The sequence below is a fragment of the Mycobacterium sp. SMC-4 genome, assembly GCF_025263265.1.
Lineage (GTDB): Bacteria > Actinomycetota > Actinomycetes > Mycobacteriales > Mycobacteriaceae > Mycobacterium.
The window spans coordinates 4950117-4970876 of record NZ_CP079869.1; the positions used below are offsets into that span (position 1 = coordinate 4950117).

Below are 20760 nucleotides of genomic sequence, written 5' to 3' on the forward strand. Positions count from 1 at the left end.
CCGCAGGACCCTGCGCCAGAGGCCTAGGGTTTGTACCCGTGACAACAGCGGATTCCAGGCCGCAGATCCCGAGCCAATTCGTCCAATCTGCGCACGCACCCCCACCGCGCACGCTGATCGACATCCTCTACGAGACCGCGCGCCGCCACCCCGAGGCGCCCGCGCTCGACGACGGCGAAGTACAGCTGACCTACGCCGAGCTGATCGGCGACATCGAAGACAGCGTGTCGTGGCTGGCTGCGCGCGGCATCGGCCGCGGCGACCGGATCGGGATCCGGATGCCCTCGGGCAGCTATGCGCTCTACGTCGCGATCCTGGCCACCCTGGCGGCCGGTGCGGCCTACGTGCCGGTCGACGCCGACGACCCGGCCGAGCGCGCCGAGTTGGTGTTCACCGAGGCCGACGTCGTCGCAGTGATCACCGAGCGCGGCCTGGTCCGGGGTCCCGGTGCGTCGCGGGGTTGGCGGGCGGCGGCACCGCTGAGCCGCGACGACGCATGGGTCATCTTCACCTCAGGCTCCACCGGAACGCCCAAGGGCGTGGCGGTCACCCACCGCAGCGCCGCGGCGTTCGTCGACGCCGAGGCCACGTTGTTCTGCCGGGACAACCCACTGGGCCCCGGTGACCGGGTGCTGGCCGGGCTGTCGGTGGGCTTCGACGCCTCGTGCGAGGAAATGTGGTTGGCCTGGCGCCATGGTGCCTGCCTGGTGCCCGCGCCGCGCTCACTGGTGCGCAGCGGGATGGACCTGGGCCCGTGGTTGGTCTCCCGCGACATCACCGTCGTCTCGACGGTGCCCACGCTGGCAGCGCTGTGGCCACCGGAGGCGCTGGAATCGGTGCGGCTGTTGATCTTCGGCGGCGAGGCCTGCCCCCCGGAGCTGGCCGAACGGCTGGCGGCCGGACCCGAAGGCGCCGGTCGCGAGGTCTGGAACACCTACGGACCCACCGAGGCCGCCGTGGTGTCGTGCGCAGCCCGGCTGACGGGTTCCGGCGCGGTCAGCATCGGGTTGCCGCTGCCCGGCTGGGATCTGGCGGTCGTCGACAACGCCGGAAATCCGGTCGGGCTCGGCCAGACCGGGGAACTGGTCATCGGTGGCGTCGGGTTGGCGCGCTACCTCGACGCCGACAAGGACGCCGAGAAGTTCGCCGCGATGCCGTCGCTGAGCCGACAAGGATCCTGGAGCCGCGCCTACCGCAGCGGTGACCTGGTGCGGCTGGAGGCCGACGGTCTGTACTTCATGGGCCGCGCCGACGACCAGGTCAAGGTCGGCGGGCGCCGGATCGAGCTCGGTGAGGTCGACACCGCACTGCTCAACCTGCCCGGGGTGGCCGGCGGGGCAGCCGCCGTCCGGCGCACCCGCAGCGGGACCCCGGTGCTGGTCGGTTACGTGGTCGCTGCCGACCCCGCGGGGTTCGATCTGGCCGGGGCGCGGGCCCAGCTCGCCGAGCGGTTGCCTGCTGCGCTGGTCCCGCGCCTGGCGCTGGTCGACGAGCTGCCGACCCGCACGTCGGGAAAGGTGGACCGCGACGCGCTGCCGTGGCCCGTCGGCGACGACCGGGACACCGACGGCGCGGCACTGCACGGAACCACCGGGTGGCTGGCCGAGCTGTGGCGGGAAGTGCTCGGCGCGCCGGTCGACGGGCCGCAGGCCGACTTCTTCGCCCTGGGCGGTGGCTCACTGTCGGCGGCCCAGTTGATCGCCGCGCTGCGCGCCCGCTACCCGCAGGTGACCGTCGCCGATCTCTACGACCATCCCCGGCTGGGGTCGCTGGCCGGCTATCTCGACGAGATGGCCCCGGCCCCGGAGGTGACGACACGTTCGGTGGCGCCGGTGCCACGCTGGTCGCAGGTGGTGCAGGTGATCTCGACGGTGCCGTTGGCGATGCTGGCCGGTGCACAGTGGCTGGTCTGGCTGGCGTTGGCCAACAACGTCGCCGCGCAGCTGTCGCTGGTGCCGTGGGCGCGGCCGGTCAGCTGGTGGTGGGTGCTGGCCGGGTTTCTCACGTTCGTCACTCCGCTGGGCCGCATGAGCATCGCCGCCGCGGGCGCGCGGGTGCTCGTCGGCAGCCTCGCCCCAGGCACCTACCGCCGTGGCGGTCCCGAGCACCTACGGGTGTGGTTGGCCGAACGGCTGGCCGCGGCCAGCGGCGCGGAGAACATGGCAGGCGCGCCCTGGCTGGTGTATTACGCACGGGCGCTGGGCAACTCGATCGGCAAGGGCGTGGATCTGCATTCCGCGCCACCGGTCACCGGGATGCTGACACTCGGACACCGGTGTGCGATCGAGCCCGAGGTCGACCTCACCGGCTACTGGATCGATGGTGACCTGTTCCACGTCGGTCCGATCACCGTCGGCAACGACGCCACCGTCGGTGCGCGCACCACCCTGTTGCCCGGCGCCATGGTGGGCAAGAACGCCGACGTCGCGCCGGGCTCGGCGGTGGTCGGCAAGGTCAAGAACGCGCAGTACTGGAAGGGTTCGCCCGCGGTGAAGTCGGGCAAGGCCAAGCACCCGTGGCCGGACCGGCGTCCCGGGCGCGCACCGCAGTGGGCGGTGGTGTTCGGTGTGACCTCGCTGCTGCTGGCATCGCTTCCGCTGGTGGCGCTGGGCTGCGGACTGGCGGTGATCGGCTGGGCGGTGCGCGCAACACCGTCGGTGACCGCCGCGGTGAACCCGGCGCTGCTGTGGCTGGTGCCGGCGACGTTGACCTCGCTGCTGGTCTACGCCGCGCTGACGGTGATCGGGGTGCGGGTGCTGGCGATCGGGCTGACCGAGGGCTACCACCCGGTGCGCAGCCGCCCCGGCTGGCAGCTGTGGGCCACCGAGCGGCTGATGGACGCGGCGCGCAACTACCTGTTCCCGATCTATGCCAGCCTGCTGACGCCGGCGTGGTTGCGTCTGCTCGGCGCCACGGTGGGCCGCGGCACCGAGATCTCGACGGTGCTGCTGATCCCGAAGTTCACCGTGGTCGAAGACGGCGCCTTTCTGGCCGACGACACGATGGTGGCGTCCTACGAGCTCGGCGGCGGGTGGATCCACGTCGCACGGGCCACCGTGGGCAAGCGGGCCTTCCTGGGCAACTCGGGCATCACCCAGCCTGGGCGGCGGGTCCCCGACGACGGGCTGGTGGCCGTGTTGTCGGCCACCCCGACCAAGGCCAAGACCGGGTCGTCGTGGCTGGGCAGCCCGCCGGTGCGGTTGCGCCGCAGACCCACCGCTGCCGATGCGCTGCGCACCTTCCACCCCTCGGCCCGGCTGAAGGTGCTGCGTGCCGCGGTGGAGAGCTGCCGGGTGACTGCGGTGGTGGTGACATTCGCGCTCGGCGTCGCCGTCTTCGCCGCATTGCAGGCAGTCATCGTCTCTCAGCACTGGTGGTGGGCAGCGCTGGCGGCCGGCCCGATCCTGCTGGCTGTCGGCGCGGTGGCCGGCGCGGTCGCGGTGCTCGCGAAATGGCTTGTGGTGGGCCCGATCCGGGTCAGCGAACACCCGTTGTGGTCGTCATTTGTCTGGCGCAACGAAGTGGCGGACACGTTTGTCGAGACCGTCGCGGCCCCGTGGTTCGCCCGCGCCGCGGCCGGCACCCCGGTGATGAACGTGTGGCTGCGCGCGCTCGGAGCGTCGATCGGGCGTGGCGTGTGGTGTGAGACGTATTGGCTGCCCGAAGCCGATCTGGTCACGCTGGGCGATGGATCGACCGTCAACCGGGGATGTGTGGTGCAGACACACCTCTTCCACGACAGGATCATGCGGATGGACACCGTCACCGTTGAGGCCGGGGCCACCCTCGGGCCGCACTGCATCGCGTTGCCGGCCGCGCGCATCGGCGCCGCCGCCACCGTCGGCCCGGCATCGCTGGTGATGCGCGGTGACGAAGTGCCGGCCTCCACCCGCTGGCAGGGCAATCCGATTGCGCCGTGGACTGCACGCCGTAAGAAGAACTCTGCCGAGGCTGGGACGAAACCGAAGAAGTCCGCGGCGGCGTGACGACCCGAAGACGACCAACCAAGAAGGGATCGGCACCGGTCATCGACCCCTACCTGCCCGGCACCGGCAACTTCGGGTATCGGGTGTCCCGTTACGAACTCGACCTCGACTACAAGGTGGCCAGTAACCGGCTGGCCGGCACTGTGACCGTGACAGCCGTGACCCTGGCTGAGCTCAAGGCGTTCACATTGGATCTGTCCGGCGCACTGACGGTGTCGAAAGTGTCGGTCAACGGCAGCCGACCGGCCCAGTTCCGCACCGCCGAGGACAAGTTGCACATCACCCTGGCCGAGCAGCTGCCCGCCGGCTCGGCGATGACGGTCACCGTGCGCTACGGCGGCAATCCCCGCCCGGTCCGGACCATCTGGGGCGCCGTGGGTTTCGAGGAGCTGACCGAGGGCGCGCTGGTGGCCGGGCAACCCAACGGGGCGTCCTCGTGGTTTCCGTGCGACGACCATCCGGCCGCCAAGGCCAGCTTCGGCATCCGGATCGCCGCCGAGAGTGCGTATTACGTGCTGGCCAACGGCAGGCTGACCGGGCGCCGTACCCGTGCCGGCACGACGACGTGGAACTACGAACAGGCCGAGCCGACGTCGACGTATCTGGTCACGCTGCAGGTCGGCATGTACAGCCGGGCGCGGATGAGCAAGAACGGCGTCGAGATCGCGGCCGTGTTGCCCGACCGGTTGCGCCGCGACTTCGACCACGACTTCGCCCGTCAGCCCCAGATGATGAAACTGTTCGTCGAACTGTTCGGCCCCTACCCGCTCTCGACCGGGTACACGGTGGTGATCACCGATGACGTGCTCGAGATCCCCCTGGAGGCACAGGGGATTTCGATTTTCGGCGCCAACCACTGCACCGGTACCCGCCGGTCCGAGCGGCTGATCGCGCACGAACTGGCCCACCAATGGTTCGGCAATTCGGTGACCGCGCAGCGGTGGCGCCACATCTGGCTGCATGAGGGCTTCGCCTGCTACGCGGAGTGGTTGTGGTCGCAGCACAGCGGTGGACGCAGCGCAGACGCCCTGGCCCGTCACTACCACCAGAAGTTGGCCAACTCGGCCCAGGATCTGATACTGGCCGACCCCGGGCCGAAGGACATGTTCGACGACCGCGTCTACAAGCGCGGGGCGCTGACCCTGCATGTGCTGCGCAGGCAGATCGGTGACACTGATTTCTTTGCCCTGCTTCGCGATTGGACCACACGATACCGGCACAGCACCGCGGTCACCGACGACTTCACCGGACTGGCCGCGCAGTACTCGGACCACTCGCTGCGGCCGCTGTGGCATGCCTGGCTGCACTCCCCCGATCTCCCACCATTGGACCTGGCGTGACCGATGCCACGGCCGGCCCGTCCGGTCCGGTCACCCGGGGCAGTATGGTGCGCGTCGGTACGGCCACCGCGATATCCGCATTGTGCGGGTACGCGGTGCTCTATCTGGCAGCACGCGACCTCGATCCGGCCGGCTTCTCGGTGTTCGGGGTCTTCTGGGGGGCGTTCGGGTTGGCCAGCGGCGCGGCGTTCGGTCTGCTGCAGGAGACCACCCGCGAAGTCCGGGCGGCGCCCTACGCACCGCCGGGTGCCGACCGCACCCGGCCGATCGGCGTCGCGGCCGGGGTGGGCATCGCCGCGGCGGCGGTGCTCGCGGTGACCTCACCGTGGTGGGCGAGCCACGTGTTCGTCGAGCAGCGCTCACTCTCGGTGGCGCTGCTGTGCTGCGGACTGGCCGGATTCTGCCTGCACACAACACTTCTGGGATTGCTGGCCGGAATCGGCCGATGGTCGCACTACGGCGCACTGATGGTCGCCGACGCCGCGTTGCGGGTCGCGGTGGCCGCCGCGGGATTCGTCGTCGGCTGGGGACTCGGTGGATATCTGTGGGCCACCGTGGCCGGCGCGATGGCATGGCTGGCGATGCTGGTGGTGTCACCGACCGCGCGGGTGGCCGCCGCGCTGCGGACCCCCGGCGGGACCCGGACCTTCCTGCGCGGCACCGGGCATTCGATCGCCGCGGCGGGCGCGTCGGCAGTGCTGGTGATGGGCTTCCCGGTGCTGTTGCAGGCCACCTCCGACGAGCTGGGGGCCGCAGGCGGAGTGGTGATCCTGGCGGTGACGTTGACGCGTGCGCCGCTGCTGGTTCCGCTGACGGCCATGCAGGGCAACCTGATTGCCCATTTCGTCGATCAGCGCGCGCACCGACTCCGGGCGTTGATCACCCCGGCCGCGTTGGTCGGCACGCTCGGGGCAGCCGGGGTGGTACTGGCCGGGCTGTTCGGTCCGTGGCTGCTGCGCGAGGCGTTCGGTGCGCAGTACGTCGCCGAGGGCACCCTGCTGGCGTGGCTGACCGGCGCGGCGGTGGCCATCGCGCTGCTGACGCTGACCGGGGCGGCGACGGTGGCCGCGGCGCTGCACCGCGCCTACGCCGCGGGCTGGGTGATCGCGACGGTGGCCTCGACACTGTTGCTGCTGTTACCGCTGGACCTGCAGGTACGCACTGTCGTCGCCCTGTTGTGCGGTCCACTGCTGGGCATCGTCGTGCACCTGGCCGCACTCGTTACGGTGGCATACCGTCCCCACCATCCCCCGCAGACGACGAAGGAGACACCGTGACCTGGTTGGTGACCGGCGGCGCCGGGTACATCGGCGCGCACGTGGTGCGGGCACTACGCGACGCCGGCGTGGCCACCGTGGTGATCGACGACCTGTCCACCGGTCGGGCGCAGTTCGTCCCCGACGGTGTGCCGTTCGTCGAGGCGAACCTGCTCGACGCCGAATCCGTGCGCGCGACGCTGAGCACCTACGGCGTGCGCGGGGTCATCCATATCGCGGGTTACAAATACGCCGGCGAATCGGTACGCCGGCCGCTGCACACCTACGAACAGAACGTGTCGGCGATGGTCACCCTGCTCACCCAAGCCACCGCCGCGGGCATCGACAAGGTGGTGTTCTCGTCCAGTGCGGCGACCTACGGCACACCGCAGACCGAGGTCGTCGACGAGCACACCGCGACCCGGCCCGAGTCGCCCTACGGTGAGACCAAGCTGATCGGCGAATGGCTGCTGCGCGACATCGCGGTGGCCACCGGGCTGCGCCACACCAGCCTGCGCTACTTCAACGTGGTCGGGTCCGGGTGTGACGACGTCTTCGACATCAGCCCGTTCAACCTCTTCCCCCGAGTGTTCGACATGCTGCTGGCCGGTCAGCGGCCACGGATCAACGGTGCGGACTACCCGACGCCGGACGGCACCTGCGTGCGCGACTATGTTCACGTCTCCGACATCGCTGCCGCCCACGTCGCGGCGGCTCGCCGCCTCGATGCCGGCGACCCCGTCGAGCCGGTCTACAACCTCGGCAGCGGGTCGGGGACATCGGTCCGCGAGATCATGACCACGATGCGCGCCGTCACCGGCATCGACTTCGAGCCCGAGGTGGCGGCCCGGCGGCCCGGCGACCCGGCCCGCATCGTCGCCAACGGCGATCTCGCCGCGCGCGACCTGAACTGGCGGATGCGGCATACGCTGCGCGACATGGTCGGTTCGGCATGGTCGGCGCGCCAGGCCGCCGGGCCGTCATTTCCGACCGCGGGGACGGGCCGCTGACCGGCACACGCAACTGGGTCGCCTGGACCGCCGTCGCGCTGATCGCGCTGCACCTGGCGGTCCGGGCGGTGCTCGCGTTCGGCGGTTACTTCTACTGGGACGACCTGATCCTGGTCGGACGCGCCGGAACCCAGGGGTTGCTGACCCCGGGCTACCTGTTCGACGACCACGACGGACACGTGATGCCCGGGGCATTCCTGCTGGCCGGGATCATCACCGTGCTGGCACCGCTGAACTGGGCAGGTCCGGCCGCCAGCCTGGTGGTGCTGGCCCTGCTGGCGTCGCTGGCGCTGCTGCGGGCCCTGTGGGTCATCCTCGGTTGGCGCCCGGTGATGTTGGCGCCGTTGATATTTGCGCTGTTCACCCCGTTGGCGGTACCGGGTTATGCGTGGTGGGCCGCGGCGCTGAACTCGCTGCCGATGCTCGCCGCGCTGGCCTGGGTGTGCGCCGATGCGATCCTGCTGGTGCGGACCGGCCGCCGACGCTACGCGGTGACCGGGGCGTTGGCCTATTTCGGCGGTCTGCTGTTCTTCGAGAAGTCCGGCATCATCCCGTTCGCTGCGTTCGTCGTAGCCGCGCTCTATTTCCACGTCACCGCCACCGCATCGGTGCGCCAGGTCTGGTGGCGGGGGCTTCGGCTGTGGACGGCCACCGCCGCGTTGACCGTCGGGTGGATCGGTGTGTATCTGGTGGTCGTCGACCAGCAGCGGTGGAGCTTCGATCTGACGATGACGTGGGATCTGCTGGCCCGCTCAATAACCCACGGCCTCATCCCCGGCCTGGCCGGCGGGCCCTGGGACTGGCAGCGCTGGGCACCGGCCTCGCCGTGGGGCACGCCCGGGGTGCCGGTGATGGTTCTGGGTTGGCTCGTGCTGGCTGTCGTGGTGGCGGTCTCGATGCTGCGCAAAGAACGCATCGGTGTGGTGTGGCTGGCCGCGGCCGGCTACGCGGTGGCCTGCCAGGTGCCGATCTATCTGATGCGTTCGTCGCGGTTCACCGCACTGGAGCTGGCGCAGACCCTGCGCTACCTGCCCGATCTGGTCGTCATGCTGGCGCTGCTGGGCGCGGTCGCGTTGTGTGCGCCCAACCGCGCCGGCTCGCGGTGGCTGGATCGATCGAGGCTTCGTTCGGCCGTGATCGTCGGTGCGACAACGGTCTTCGTGGCCAGCAGTCTGTACTCGACGGCCACCTTCCTCACCAGTTGGCGCGACAACCCGACCAAGACCTACCTGCGCAACGCCGAAGCAGGTCTGGCCGCGGCGCACCGGTCCTCGGATGCGCCGATGCTCGACCAGGAGGTGGATCCGCTGATCCTGCAGCGAATGGCCTGGCCGGAGAACCTCGCCTCGCACATGTTCGCGCTGCTCGACGACCGTCCTGAATTCACCTCGGCAACAACAGATCTGCGCATGCTGAACACCCAGGGCAACATCGTCGAGGCGTTGGTCACCTGGGTGCGGGCCATCCGACCCGGACCTGACCCCCAGTGCGGTTACCTGGTGCAGCCCGACTTTCCGGTCGAGATGCCACTGGACGGGCCGCTGCTGCCGGCGGACTGGACCGTGGAGCTCAACTACCTGGCCAACAGCGACGGCTCAATGCTGATCGCGCTGTCGGAGGGCGACGAGGTGCGGGTGCCGGTGCGGCCCGGGCTCAACCGGGTGTTCGTGCGGATTCCCGGGGCCGGTGACGCGATCACCGTGCGCGCCACCACCGCGGCACTGTCGGTGTGCATCGCCGCCGGGCCGGTTGGCTACCTCGCCCCGACGTGAGCCACGATGAACCCATGGCCAGTGCGCGCCACCTCGCCCACCGCGAACGCATCGAGTTCGCCGACCTGCTGGCAGGTTTGACGACTCAACAGTGGTCGGCGCCGAGCTTGTGCGCGGGCTGGACGGTACGCGACGTGGCGGCCCACACGATCGGTTATCTGGACCAAGGTGTCGGTGCGCTGCTGCGGCGCATGATCGTCGCCCGCGGCGACGTCGACCGCGTCAACGGCGCGCTGCACCCGACGGTCGCGACGCTACCGGAGTCCGACCTCGTCGACCGGATGCGCCGCGGCGCTCGGCCGGCCGGGGCCGGGGCGCTCTACGGCAGCCGGGTGGCACTGATCGAATGCCTGATCCACCAGCAGGACATCCGGCGTCCGCTCGGACTACTGCGGCCGATATCGGGCGACGCGCTGCGGGTCGCGTTGACCTATGCCCGGGTCAGCCCGGTGATCGGCGGCGCCCGCCGCACCCGCGGTGTGCGCTTGGTGGCCACCGACCTGGACTGGTCGGCCGGCCGCGGGCCCGACGTGGCGGGTCCGGGCGAGGCGCTGCTGCTGACGATGACGGGGCGGATTGCCGCGGTGCGCGACGAACTGACCGGCGAGGGCGTCGCCGCTGTGCGCTGAGGGCGCAGAAATGGTGTGGGGTCCCCCCGGCGCACGTTCGGCGCAACGACGAAATTTGGAGCCGCCTGGGGGAATCGAACCCCCGACCTATTCATTACGAGTGAATCGCTCTGCCGACTGAGCTAAGGCGGCGGTGCCCGGCGGACCAGGCGGGACGAGTCTACGGCAGGGCCTGCCGAGCGCCCAAGTTGAACCCCGGTCGGTGCGCTGCTGCCCGCCGAATCTCAGCCGCGCAGTGCCTGTCCGACGGTACCGACCATCGCGTCGACCGCGAACTTCGGCTTGACGTTGACCGCCAGCGCCTCCCGGCAGTCCAGCACCGCCTCGATACACCGCAACAGGGCCTCCGCCGAGGCATGGGCGGCCATCGCCGCGACCCGGTCGGCCATGTCCGGATGGTTCGGCGTGACATCGGTGGCACCTGTCGCCACCAGCAGCGCGTCCCGGAAATACGTGGCGAGATCGATCAACGCCCGGTCCAGCGCATCCCGGGAGGCCCTGGTCTGCCGGGACTTCTGCCGCTTCTCCAGATCCTTGAGCGCGCCGGCGGCACCACGCATCGTGCCCGCCGTGCCCTTACCGGTGCCCCCGGCGCCCAGCGCCGTGCGCAGCTCCTCGGATTCGCTCTCGTTGCGATCCTCGGTCAGCGCCTTGGCCTCGGCCTCGGCCGTGGCCACCAACTCCTCGGCGGCGCCATACGCCCGTGCCGGGGTGGCGGCGTCGCGGGCCAGGCTCAAGGCGCGTCGACGCCGTTCCCGGGCCTGCTCGTCGGTGGCCAGCCGGCGCGCCCGCCCGACATGGCCACCGCTGACCGACGCCGCCCAGGCAGCGTCGGCCTCGGGAATCCCGTCGGAGTCGATGAGCACCTGTGCGATGGCCTGCACCGGCGGCGTGGTCAGCGCGACATGGCGGCACCGTGACCGCAGGGTGATCGCGATGTCCTCCGGGTCGACCGATGGCGCGCACAGCAGGAACACCGTCGACGGCGGCGGCTCCTCGACCACCTTCAGCAGCGCGTTGGCCGCCCCCTCGGTGAGCCGGTCGGCGTCCTCGATCACCACGATCTGCCATCGCCCGGTACCCGGGCGGCGTGACGCGATCTGCACGATGGCACGCATCGCGTCCACGCCGATCGACAGGCCCTCGGGCACGATGCGACGCACATCGGCGTGGGTCCCGGCCATCGTCGTCGAGCACGCCCGGCACTGTCCGCAACCCGGAACACCGTCGGAGGTGCACTGCAGCGCCGCGGCGAAGCACAGCGCGGCCACCGAACGACCCGAGCCCGGCGGACCGGTGATCAACCAGGCGTGGGTCATGACGCCCGCCTCACCGGCAGCCGCGACGTGAGCCGTATCACCGCGCGCGGCCCGCGCAGCGGCGACAAGCTCGGCCTCAACTGCGTGTTGGCCGACCAGACGCGCGAAAACCCCGGACATTGGCGATAACAGTAATGCTGCGAACCGACACGTCCGTCCCAGAGGCCACGTCCGCGTCAGCTCGGCCCGTTACGGTGAACGAGTGGCCACCGACACGACCGAGATGGGACGAATCAGTGCATTCGTCCGCTGGGTCGCACGCACCCCGTGGCCGGTATTCACGCTGGGCATGCTGCAAGCCGACATCATCGGCGCGCTGCTGGTGCTCGGCTTCCTACGCTTCGGGCTACCCGACGAGGACCGCATCCAGCTGCAGGACCTGCCCGCCTTCAACCTGGCGATCTTCCTGGGCTACCTGTTCATCTCCTTCACGGTGGCCTCCTATCTGACCCTGCGCATGCTGATCCCGGTGATGCGCTGGCAGCGCCGCGAGATGCTGCTGGGCGACCGCGACCCCGGTGACACCGAAGTGGCCCGCATGCGGGCGCTGCGGATGCCCTTCTACCGGTCGCTGATCAGCGCCACCAACTGGCTGCTGGGGTCGGTGGTGTTCATCGTCGCCAGTTGGCCGGTGGCCAGCAAATCGGCGCCGGTGGTGGCCGTCGCGACCGGCCTGGGCGCCACCGCCACCGCCATCATCGGTTACCTGCAGTCCGAACGGGTGCTGCGGCCGGTCGCTGTCGCCGCACTGCGCGGCGGCGTACCGGAGGGGTTTCAAGCCCCCGGCGTCATCCTGCGCCAGGTTCTGACCTGGGTTCTGGCCACCGGTGTTCCGCTGCTGGCGATCCTGCTGGCCCTGATCGCCAGCAAGTTCGAAGTGCTCACCGCCCCTGCGGACCGGTTGATCACCACGATCCTGCTGCTGGCGATCGTCGGGCTGGTGATCGGGCTGACCAGCACCGTGCTGGTGGCCATGTCGATCGCCGATCCGCTGCGCCAGCTGCGCTGGGCCCTCGGCGAGGTGCAGCGCGGCAATTACAACGCCCACATGCAGATCTACGATGCCAGTGAGCTGGGCCTACTGCAGGCCGGCTTCAACGACATGGTCCGGGACCTGGCCGAACGACAACGGCTGCGTGACCTGTTCGGCCGCTACGTCGGCGAAGACGTCGCGCGGCGCGCACTGGAACGCGGCACCGAGCTCGGCGGCCAGGAACGCGAAGTCGCGGTGCTGTTCGTCGACCTGGTGGGCTCGACCCGGCTGGCGGCCACCATCCCGGCCGCCGAGGTGGTCAATCTGCTCAACGACTTCTTCCGCGTGGTCGTCGACACCGTCAACCGGCACGGCGGCTTCGTCAACAAGTTCCAGGGCGATGCCGCGCTGGCCATCTTCGGCGCCCCGATCGAGCATCCCGACGCGGCCGGAGCCGCGCTGGCCGCATCGCGCGAACTGCACGACGAGCTGATCAAGGTGCTCGGCGAGACCGAGTTCGGCATCGGGGTCTCGGCGGGCCGGGCGATCGCCGGTCACATCGGCGCCCAGGCCCGCTTCGAGTACACCGTGATCGGCGACCCGGTCAACGAGGCCGCCCGGCTGACCGAGCTGGCCAAGCTGGAGGCAGGCCACGTACTGGCCTCGGCGGTGGCGGTCAGCGATGCGCTGGACGCCGAGGCGCTGTGCTGGGATGTCGGTGAAATCGTCGAGTTGCGGGGCCGCACGGCGCCGACGCAGCTGGCCCGGCCGGTGAAGCTGGCCTCACCCGACGAGGCATTCTCCGAACGGGCCCGACTCGACGGTCAGGTCCACGGCGACGTCAGCCACTCGACCTGACCGACCTTTTGTCAGGTCTTCTTGGCAGCCTTCTTCGCGGGAGCCTTCTTCGCCGCCGTTTTCTTCTTCGCCGGCGCCTTCTTGGCCCGCTTCACCGGACCCCGAGCCCGGCGATCGGCCAACAGCTCCGAGGCGCGCTCGTCGGTGATCGACATGACGTCGTCGCCCTTGCGCAGGCTGGCGTTGGTCTCGCCGTCAGTGACATAGGGCCCGAACCGACCGTCCTTGATCACCATCGGCTTCTCCGAGACCGGGTCGACGCCGAGCTCGCGCAGCGGTGGGGTCGCCGCACCCTGGCGGCCCCGGCGCTTGGGCTCAGCGTAGATCTTGAGCGCCTCGTCGAGGGTGACGGAGAAGATCTGGTCTTCGGTGGCCAGTGAACGCGAGTCGGTGCCGCGCTTCAGGTACGGGCCGTAGCGACCGTTCTGCGCGGTGATCTCTTCGTTGGTATTCGGGTCGGTGCCCACCACTCGCGGCAACGACAACAGCCTCAGCGCGTCCTCCAGCGTCACCGTCTCCAAATCCATGCTCCGGAACAGCGACCCGGTGCGCGGTTTGGGACCGGTCGGCTTCTTGCCCTTCTTCGCGGTCGTCCCGGCATCCCCGTCGTCGGGCGGCGGCGGCAGCACCTCGGTCACGTAGGGCCCGTACCGGCCGTCCTTGGCCACGATCTCGTGACCGGTGTGCGGGTCGACACCCAGCGAACGACCCTCTTGCGGTGTCGCGAAGAGCTTTTCGGCCAGTTCCAGCGTCAGCTCGTCGGGAGTCAGCTCGTCTTTGAGGTTGGCGCGCTGCGGCTTGAGCTCACCCGGGTTGTCCGGGTCGGCGATCATGCGCTCGAGATAGGCACCGTTGCGGCCCACCCGGACGTTGATCGGGATTCCCTCAGAGTCGTCGAAGAGCTTGATGGAGTTGACTTCTCGCGCGTCGATCTCCTCAAGGTTGCCACCGACCAGCTTCTTGAGTCCGCCGGCGCGCGCAATCGAACCGTCCACTCCGTGCTCGCCGCCGAAGTAGAAGTTGGACAGCCAGTTGGTCCTTCGCTCGTTACCCGCGGCGATCTCGTCGAGTTCGTCTTCCATCGCGGCGGTGAAGTCGTAGTCCACCAGCCTGGCGAAATGCTGCTCGAGCAGACCGATCACGGCGAAGGCCACCCACGACGGGACCAGCGCGCTGCCCTTCTTGTGGACGTAGCCGCGGTCCTGAATGGTCTTGATGATCGAGCTGTAGGTCGACGGCCGGCCGATGCCGAGGTCCTCCAACGCCTTGATCAGCGAGGCCTCGGTGTAGCGCGCCGGTGGCGAGGTGGTGTGCCCGTCGGCGGTCAGCGCCTTGGCGTCGACGCGCTGCCCCTGGGTCAGGTTCGGCAGCCGGCTCTCGGCGTCGTCGGCCTCACCGCCGGCGAGGTCGTCGATGCTCTCCACGTAGGCCTTGAGGAAGCCGGGGAAGGTGATGGTGCGGCCGCTGGCATTGAACACCACCTGTTCACCGGCCTGGGCGGCTCCGGCGATGCGCAGGCTCAGCGTGGTGCCACGGGCATCGGCCATCTGCGAAGCCACCGTGCGCTGCCAGATCAGCTCGTAGAGCCGGAACTCGTCGTTGTCGAGCTGGCTGTGCAGCTGGCCCGGGGTCTGGAAGACATCGCCGGAGGGACGGATCGCCTCGTGGGCCTCCTGGGCGTTCTTGACCTTGCGGGTGTACTGGCGCGCCGTGGGGTGCAGGTATTCCTCGCCGTAGAGCTGGCGGGCCTGGTTGCGGGCGGCGTCTATGGCCGACTGCGACAGCGTCGTCGAGTCGGTACGCATATAGGTGATGTAGCCGTTCTCGTAGAGCCGCTGCGCGATGCTCATCGTGCGCTCCGAGGAGAAGCGCAGCTTGCGCCCGGCCTCCTGCTGCAGCGTCGAGGTCATGAACGGTGCGTACGGCCGACGTGTGTAGGGCTTGTGCTCGACCGAGGTGACCTGCAGCTGCGCCCCGCGCAGCCCGGCAGCGAGCGCGTCGGCGGCGGCTTCGTCGAGGACGAGCACCTCATCGGGCTTCTTGACCGCACCGAGTGAATCGAAGTCACGTCCGGTGGCGACGCGGCGCCCGTCGACGGTGTTGAGTTTGGCGAAGAACGTGGGCGGCGTGGCCTGCGCGTCGGAGACGCTGGCGTCCAGCTCGGCGGTGACGTCGTAGTAGCCGGCGCTGCGGAACGCCATGCGTTCGCGTTCGCGCTGCACGATGATGCGGGTGGCCACCGACTGCACACGGCCGGCCGAAAGTTTGGGCGCGACCTTCTTCCACAACACCGGCGACACTTCGTAGCCGTAGAGGCGGTCGAGGATGCGTCGGGTCTCCTGCGCGTCGACCAGGGCGCTGTCGAGGTCCCGGGGGTCCTCCGCGGCGGCGCGGATGGCCGGTTCGGTGATCTCGTGGAACACCATCCGTTTGACCGGTACGCGCGGCTTGAGCGTCTCGAGCAGGTGCCAGGCGATGGCCTCACCTTCGCGGTCGCCGTCGGTGGCCAGATAGAGCTCGTCGACGTTCTTGAGCTTGTCCTTCAGCTCGGCGACCGTGCTCTTCTTTTCCGGGCTGATGATGTAGAGCGGCTCGAAATCGGCGTCGACGTTGACCCCGAGGCGCGCCCACGGCTCGGATTTGTACTTGGCCGGCACGTCGGCAGCTGCCCGCGGAAGGTCGCGGATGTGTCCGCGCGACGATTCGACGATGTAGTTGGAGCCCAGGTAACTGGCGATTTTGCGCGCTTTGGTGGGCGACTCGACAATGACGAGTCGCCGGACAGTTCCGTTTCCGCCGCTGCCGCGGTCGCCGTCAGCCAATTTGGTCTTGCTCCACTTTCTACTGTTGCCCGAGGGCTGGACATCTGAATCCATGCACCCACGCCGGCAACTGACAATTTGGCACCCCGGGCCTGGCGACGCAAACCGGCCTCCCCCGCCGCACCCGGCTCGACGCGGCTATATCCGGGGCCATTGGGCCACCGCCTCCGCGCTCTCCGGCGGCTCTCCCACGTTCTCTACCAGGCGAGACAGCCGGCGCCGGCCACTGATTCGCAGGGCCGGGCGGGAGCCTCTGGTGCCGATGAGCGTCGGCGCGATTCCCACCCGCATCATCGCCGAGGCCAGTGCCGAGTGGGTGTCCGGCGCGTGCGGGTCCAACCCCAGCAGATAGCGATCATCCTCGGTTCTGCCGGCCGCCAGCGTCCAAGCCCGCAGTTCCCGGGGGCCGGGCAACCATTGTGGAGGCACCGTCTTGACCGCTCCCCGGGTCCACGCGGTGGCGATGGCGACCAGCCGGACGTCGACCGCGGTGCGCACCAGCGGGCTGCCCTCCTCGGTGCGGCCGATCTCGGGCGCCAGGCCCGCATCGGCGATCATCTCGGCCAGCCCCTCGGCGCGCCAGAGCTGCTCGACCACCACCGACAACCGCGCGCCCTGCTCACCAGCGCCGCTCACCAGCACCACCTGTCCCGGCGCGGCCAGAACGCCCGTCAGGTCGGCGATCGCCGGGGGCACCGACTCCGCCGAGAAGAAGGACAGCTGGCTCACACCCCAGACACTAGGCCAGCACGCCGGTACAGAGCGGGCACCCGGCCGGTCTGAGCGTGCCCGGCCGAAAGCAACGCCCCCGCGTCGTCCGTGGTGGACAGCGCGGGGGCGTCGTGAGGTCTTAGGTGGTCTCAGACGGCGCGGACGCCGGTGGCCTGGGGACCCTTGGGGCTCTGGCCGACCTCGAACTCGACCTTCTGGTTCTCTTCAAGGGTGCGGAAGCCGGAACCCTGAATCTCCGTGTAGTGGACAAAAACGTCAGCGGAGCCGTCCTCGGGGGCGATAAAGCCGAAGCCCTTCTCCGCGTTGAACCACTTCACAGTTCCCTGTGGCATCTTTCGTACATTCCTTCTCTATATTCACCGGGCGGTCCGCCGTCTTTCGGTAGACCGGGCCCGTTCCGACCGCCATACCTTCGTGGAGTGCTCGGAACTCGACCCGACCTACAACCCTCGCAGGAACCGCGATCGCAACGTCGTTCCTGCGAGTGCTGATACACGAACACAGAAGCTGCGACCGCCGTAAGTCAATCATGTTCGGGGCCGCTGCGACAGTCTGACGAGCGGTTCTGCCGATCCTGTAGTGAACAATTCACATAGGACAGTTCCTACGTGGCATGCGGGAGGGCGAATGTGGCAAATCCGATAGCCGACTTCGGCCGGGAACTACTGGCGTGCGCGGTCGAGGGGGCCTCGCCGGCCGGTGCCACCGCGCACCCGCCGCTGCGCCACGTCGCCGAACTGCCGCCGCGCCGGGCGCAGCTGCGCTCGTGGCCGTGCTGGGCCCACTCAGATGTGGTGCGTGCCTTTCTTGATCGGGGCGTGGCTGCACCGTGGTCCCATCAGCTGTCCGCCGCGCAGTTCGCTCGCGACGGCCGCCACGTCGTGGTGAGCACCGGCACCGCATCGGGCAAATCACTGGCCTACCAGCTACCGATACTGACGGCAATGGTTGAGGATCCGCGGGCCCGCGCGTTGTATCTGTCACCGACCAAAGCGTTGGGGCACGACCAGTTGCGGGCGGTGACGGAGTTGACCACGGCGATCCCGGGGCTCGTCGACGTCGCACCGGCGGCCTACGACGGCGACAGCCCGACCGAAATCCGCCGCTTCGCCCGGGAGCGTTCGCGGTGGATCTTCTCCAACCCGGACATGATCCACCTGTCCCTGCTGCGCAACCACCCGAAATGGGCCGTGTTCCTGCGCCACCTGCGCTATCTGGTGGTCGATGAATGGCACTACTACCGCGGTGTTTTCGGATCGAATGTCGCCATGGTGCTGCGTCGGCTGCTGCGACTGTGCGCCCGGTACTCACCCACCGGTCAGATGCCGACGGTGATCTTCGCCAGCGCGAGCACCGCCGAACCCGGGCGCACCGCGTCCGAACTCATCGGCCAGACCGTCGTGGAAGTGGCCGAGGACGGTTCACCACAAGGGGCACGAACCGTCGCGCTGTGGGAGCCGGCGCTGATCGAGGAGCTGGTGGGCGAGAACGGTGCGCCGGTACGGCGTTCGGCCGGCGCCGAGGCGGCCCGCGTGATGGCCGATCTGATGACCGAGGGAGCCCGCACCCTGGCCTTCGTGCGGTCCCGCCGGGGCGCCGAGCTGGTCGCCCTGAGCGCACGAGCCAGATTGGCCGACACCGCACCGCATCTGGTCGAGCAGGTGGCGTCCTACCGCGCCGGCTACCTGGCCGAGGACCGTCGCGAACTCGAAGCCGCGCTCGGTGACGGACGACTGCGCGGAGTGGCCACCACCAATGCCCTCGAACTGGGTGTGGACATAGCCGGTCTGGATGCCGTTGTACTGGCTGGGTTCCCGGGGACGGTGGCATCGTTCTGGCAGCAGGCGGGTCGTGCCGGCAGACGCGGCCAGGGCGCGCTGGTGGTGTTGATCGCCCGTGACGACCCGCTCGACACCTATCTGGTGCACCATCCCGCCGCGCTGTTGGACAAGCCGATAGAACGGGTGGTGATCGACCCGACCAATCCGTATGTGCTTGGTCCACAACTTCTTTGCGCTGCCACCGAATTGCCGATCACCGACGCCGAGGTGCGGTTGTGGGACGCCCAATCGGTGGCGGAGACGCTGGTTGACGATGGGCTGCTGCGGCGTCGGCCCACCGGTTACTTCCCTTCCCCGGGAGTCGATCCGCATCCGGCGGTGGACATTCGCGGCGGTTCGGGCGGCCAGATCGCGATCCTGGAGTTCGGCACCGGCCGGATGCTGGGCAGCGCCGGAGCCGGGCAGGCGCCGGCCTGCGTCCACCCCGGTGCGGTGTACCTGCACCAGGGCGAAAGCTACCTGGTCGATTCTCTGGATCTCGACGACGGCGTCGCGTTCGTGCACGCCGAGGATCCCGGTTACACCACGTTCGCGCGCGAGGTGACCGACATCAAGGTCACCGGGGAAGGCCGGCGCAGCCGTCACGGCGAGGTCACCGTCGGACTGGTGCCGGTGTCGGTGAACAACACCGTCACCGGATATCTGCGCCGCCGGATGGACGGCGAGGTCATCGATTTCATCGAGCTGGACATGCCCACCCGCACCCTCGACACCATGGCGGTGATGTGCACCATCACACCGGAAGCGCTGCAGCGCAACGGGATCGACCTGCTGCGCTTTCCGGGTTCTCTCCATGCCGCCGAGCACGCCGCGATCGGCCTGCTGCCATTGGTGGCCAGCTGCGATCGCGGCGACATCGGCGGGGTGTCCACCGCTGTGGGGCCGGTCGACGGACTGCCCTCGATCTTCGTCTACGACGGGCACCCGGGCGGGGCGGGGTTCGCTGCCCGTGGTTTCGACACCATCACCGAGTGGTGGCGGGCCACCGCCTCGGCAATCGAAGCCTGCGAGTGCCCGTCGGGCTGCCCGTCCTGTGTGCAGTCCCCGAAGTGCGGCAATGCCAATGATCCGCTGGACAAGGCCGGGGCGATCGTGGTGCTACGAACGGTGGTGCGGGCGGTATCGGGACACCCGGATAGGATCTCCCCATGAACCACGACTGGTTGCTCGTGGAGACACTCGGGGCTGAGCCGGTGGTGGTCGCAGAGGGCGTCCATACCAGAAATCTGGTCCCGATCGGCACGGCGCTGCGCCGCAACCCGCACCTGATGGCCATCCAGACCGCCATCGGCGAGACCGTACGCGCCGGCACCGGGCTGTCCAGCATCACCCCGAAGAACGACTGCGTGATCCGCACCGATGTCGTGCAGATGTCCGACGGCGTCATCCACGGCGTGCAGATCTGGTTGGGTGCGATCGACCGGGAGCCGCCCCCACGTCCGCTGGTCGGGCCGCTGATCTGGAATCTCACCGAGGGCACCGCCACCGACACCATCGAATCGCTGCGCGTCGGAGGCTGGGATCCGGCGCGACAGAACCTGCACGGGCGCGCGTTCGCCGACGATCTGCCCCGGCGCGACCTCAATCCCTACGAGGCCAAGGTGCTGGGGATGGTGATCAAACCCGAACCGGGCGTGGTGATCTGCAGTACCTGGGACGTCGAGGACTATTTGGGTCAGCCGATCACGGTGGGGTTCGTGTCCCGCTCGCTGGCCGAAAAGCTCGACAACGGGACCGAACAGGTGATCTGTCGTGCGATGAACTGGCGCAGCATCAACGAGGGCAACACCATCCAGCAGAATCTGCTCGCGCAGCGCATCCTCGACGGGCTGGCCGAACCCGGTGTGCACCGGGCGCTGGTCGATCCCACGCACTGGACGTTGCTGAAGTGGCTCGACGACCCGGCCCCGTTCTTCGACTGGCGCGCCGGCATGGGCAGCGACCGCGTCATCCATCCGCAGGACAAGGACGCGATAGCCGCGATGGCCGACCAATTCACGTCCGGGCCGGCTTCGGGCGTGCTGCGGCTGGTGGATCGCCAGGGCGGCTGGACCCCGGTGCACGTCACGGTGCACCGGGTCGAGCTCGAGGACGGCGTCGACGCGGCACTGGCGTTGCTGCGCACCCCGACGACCGAAGAACTCGCAGAGCTGACCGAACGCGACAAGCGCCCGGCGCGAGCGACGTCGGGCTGGAAGATCGGCCCGCGCCGGGGGCGTTAG

13 protein-coding genes and 1 tRNA gene are annotated in these 20760 nt (G+C 69.3%); 9 read left to right on the forward strand and 5 right to left on the reverse strand.

Translation table 11 applies throughout. From position 1 onward, the window contains the following. Positions 1 to 38: 38 nt before the first annotated feature. The 6 genes from KXD98_RS23620 to KXD98_RS23645 are packed head-to-tail and all read left to right on the forward strand — an operon-like array spanning position 39 to position 9993. A complete protein-coding gene (locus KXD98_RS23620) occupies positions 39 to 3986 on the forward strand; it encodes a Pls/PosA family non-ribosomal peptide synthetase (protein ID WP_260760760.1) in 3948 nt (1315 codons plus the stop codon). Continuing rightward, complete coding sequence (locus KXD98_RS23625) at positions 3983 to 5326, forward strand: M1 family metallopeptidase (RefSeq protein ID WP_260760761.1); 1344 nt, start codon at positions 3983 to 3985, stop codon at positions 5324 to 5326. Before KXD98_RS23620 ends, KXD98_RS23625 begins: the two co-directional genes overlap by 4 nt. After that, positions 5323 to 6603, forward strand: a complete 1281-nt coding sequence (locus tag KXD98_RS23630) for a hypothetical protein (RefSeq protein ID WP_260760762.1) — start codon at positions 5323 to 5325, stop codon at positions 6601 to 6603. The genes KXD98_RS23625 and KXD98_RS23630 overlap by 4 nt, the downstream gene beginning before the upstream one ends. Continuing rightward, positions 6600 to 7592 (forward strand): UDP-glucose 4-epimerase GalE, encoded by a 993-nt coding sequence (galE, locus tag KXD98_RS23635; protein ID WP_260760763.1) that lies wholly within the window; start codon positions 6600 to 6602, stop codon positions 7590 to 7592. Before KXD98_RS23630 ends, galE begins: the two co-directional genes overlap by 4 nt. Continuing rightward, a complete protein-coding gene (locus KXD98_RS23640; protein WP_260760764.1) occupies positions 7535 to 9364 on the forward strand; it encodes a hypothetical protein in 1830 nt (609 codons plus the stop codon). The genes galE and KXD98_RS23640 overlap by 58 nt, the downstream gene beginning before the upstream one ends. A gap of 14 nt (positions 9365 to 9378) precedes the next feature. Next, a complete protein-coding gene (locus KXD98_RS23645) occupies positions 9379 to 9993 on the forward strand; it encodes a maleylpyruvate isomerase family mycothiol-dependent enzyme (protein WP_260760765.1) in 615 nt (204 codons plus the stop codon). 56 nt (positions 9994 to 10049) lie between these two features. On the opposite strand, the gene KXD98_RS23650 is transcribed toward KXD98_RS23645, so the two are convergent. Together KXD98_RS23650 and KXD98_RS23655 are read right to left on the reverse strand one after the other, a co-directional pair. Continuing rightward, positions 10050 to 10125, reverse strand: a tRNA-Thr gene (locus tag KXD98_RS23650). 92 nt (positions 10126 to 10217) lie between these two features. Then, positions 10218 to 11432 (reverse strand): DNA polymerase III subunit delta', encoded by a 1215-nt coding sequence (locus tag KXD98_RS23655; protein ID WP_260760766.1) that lies wholly within the window; start codon positions 11430 to 11432, stop codon positions 10218 to 10220. Positions 11433 to 11535: 103 nt separating this feature from the next. On the opposite strand from KXD98_RS23655, the gene KXD98_RS23660 reads away from it, so the two are divergent. Continuing rightward, positions 11536 to 13143, forward strand: a complete 1608-nt coding sequence (locus tag KXD98_RS23660; RefSeq protein WP_260765379.1) for an adenylate/guanylate cyclase domain-containing protein — start codon at positions 11536 to 11538, stop codon at positions 13141 to 13143. An 11-nt stretch (positions 13144 to 13154) separates the two neighbouring features. Here KXD98_RS23660 and topA read toward each other — a convergent pair whose 3' ends face one another. The 3 genes from topA to KXD98_RS23675 all read right to left on the reverse strand — a co-directional run bounded on the left by topA (position 13155) and on the right by KXD98_RS23675 (position 17029). After that, entirely contained in the window at positions 13155 to 15965 is a 2811-nt protein-coding gene (gene topA, locus KXD98_RS23665) for a type I DNA topoisomerase (protein WP_260765380.1), read from the reverse strand. Between the two features lie 138 nt (positions 15966 to 16103). Next, positions 16104 to 16694 (reverse strand): hypothetical protein, encoded by a 591-nt coding sequence (locus tag KXD98_RS23670; RefSeq protein WP_260760767.1) that lies wholly within the window; start codon positions 16692 to 16694, stop codon positions 16104 to 16106. Between the two features lie 131 nt (positions 16695 to 16825). Continuing rightward, complete coding sequence (locus KXD98_RS23675) at positions 16826 to 17029, reverse strand: cold-shock protein (RefSeq protein ID WP_006243848.1); 204 nt, start codon at positions 17027 to 17029, stop codon at positions 16826 to 16828. 309 nt (positions 17030 to 17338) lie between these two features. Here KXD98_RS23675 and KXD98_RS23680 point away from each other — a divergent pair, with 309 nt between their 5' ends. Then, positions 17339 to 19690 carry a DEAD/DEAH box helicase gene (locus tag KXD98_RS23680; RefSeq protein WP_260765381.1) on the forward strand — a complete coding sequence of 784 codons (2352 nt, stop codon included), beginning with the start codon at positions 17339 to 17341 and terminating at the stop codon, positions 19688 to 19690. Continuing rightward, positions 19687 to 20760 carry a PAS domain-containing protein gene (locus KXD98_RS23685; protein WP_260760768.1) on the forward strand — a complete coding sequence of 358 codons (1074 nt, stop codon included), beginning with the start codon at positions 19687 to 19689 and terminating at the stop codon, positions 20758 to 20760. Before KXD98_RS23680 ends, KXD98_RS23685 begins: the two co-directional genes overlap by 4 nt.

Excerpts from the sequence above, each read along its gene's own strand:
- KXD98_RS23655 (WP_260760766.1), bottom strand. The coding sequence starts at position 11,432 with ATGTCCGGGGTTTTCGCGCGTCTGGTCGGCCAACACGCAGTTGAGGCC.
- KXD98_RS23685 (WP_260760768.1), top strand. The coding sequence starts at position 19,687 with ATGAACCACGACTGGTTGCTCGTGGAGACACTCGGGGCTGAGCCGGTG.
- KXD98_RS23660 (WP_260765379.1), top strand. The coding sequence starts at position 11,536 with ATGGGACGAATCAGTGCATTCGTCCGCTGGGTCGCACGCACCCCGTGG.
- KXD98_RS23675 (WP_006243848.1), bottom strand. The coding sequence starts at position 17,029 with ATGCCACAGGGAACTGTGAAGTGGTTCAACGCGGAGAAGGGCTTCGGC.
- KXD98_RS23640 (WP_260760764.1), top strand. The coding sequence starts at position 7,535 with ATGGTCGGCGCGCCAGGCCGCCGGGCCGTCATTTCCGACCGCGGGGAC.
- KXD98_RS23645 (WP_260760765.1), top strand. The coding sequence starts at position 9,379 with ATGGCCAGTGCGCGCCACCTCGCCCACCGCGAACGCATCGAGTTCGCC.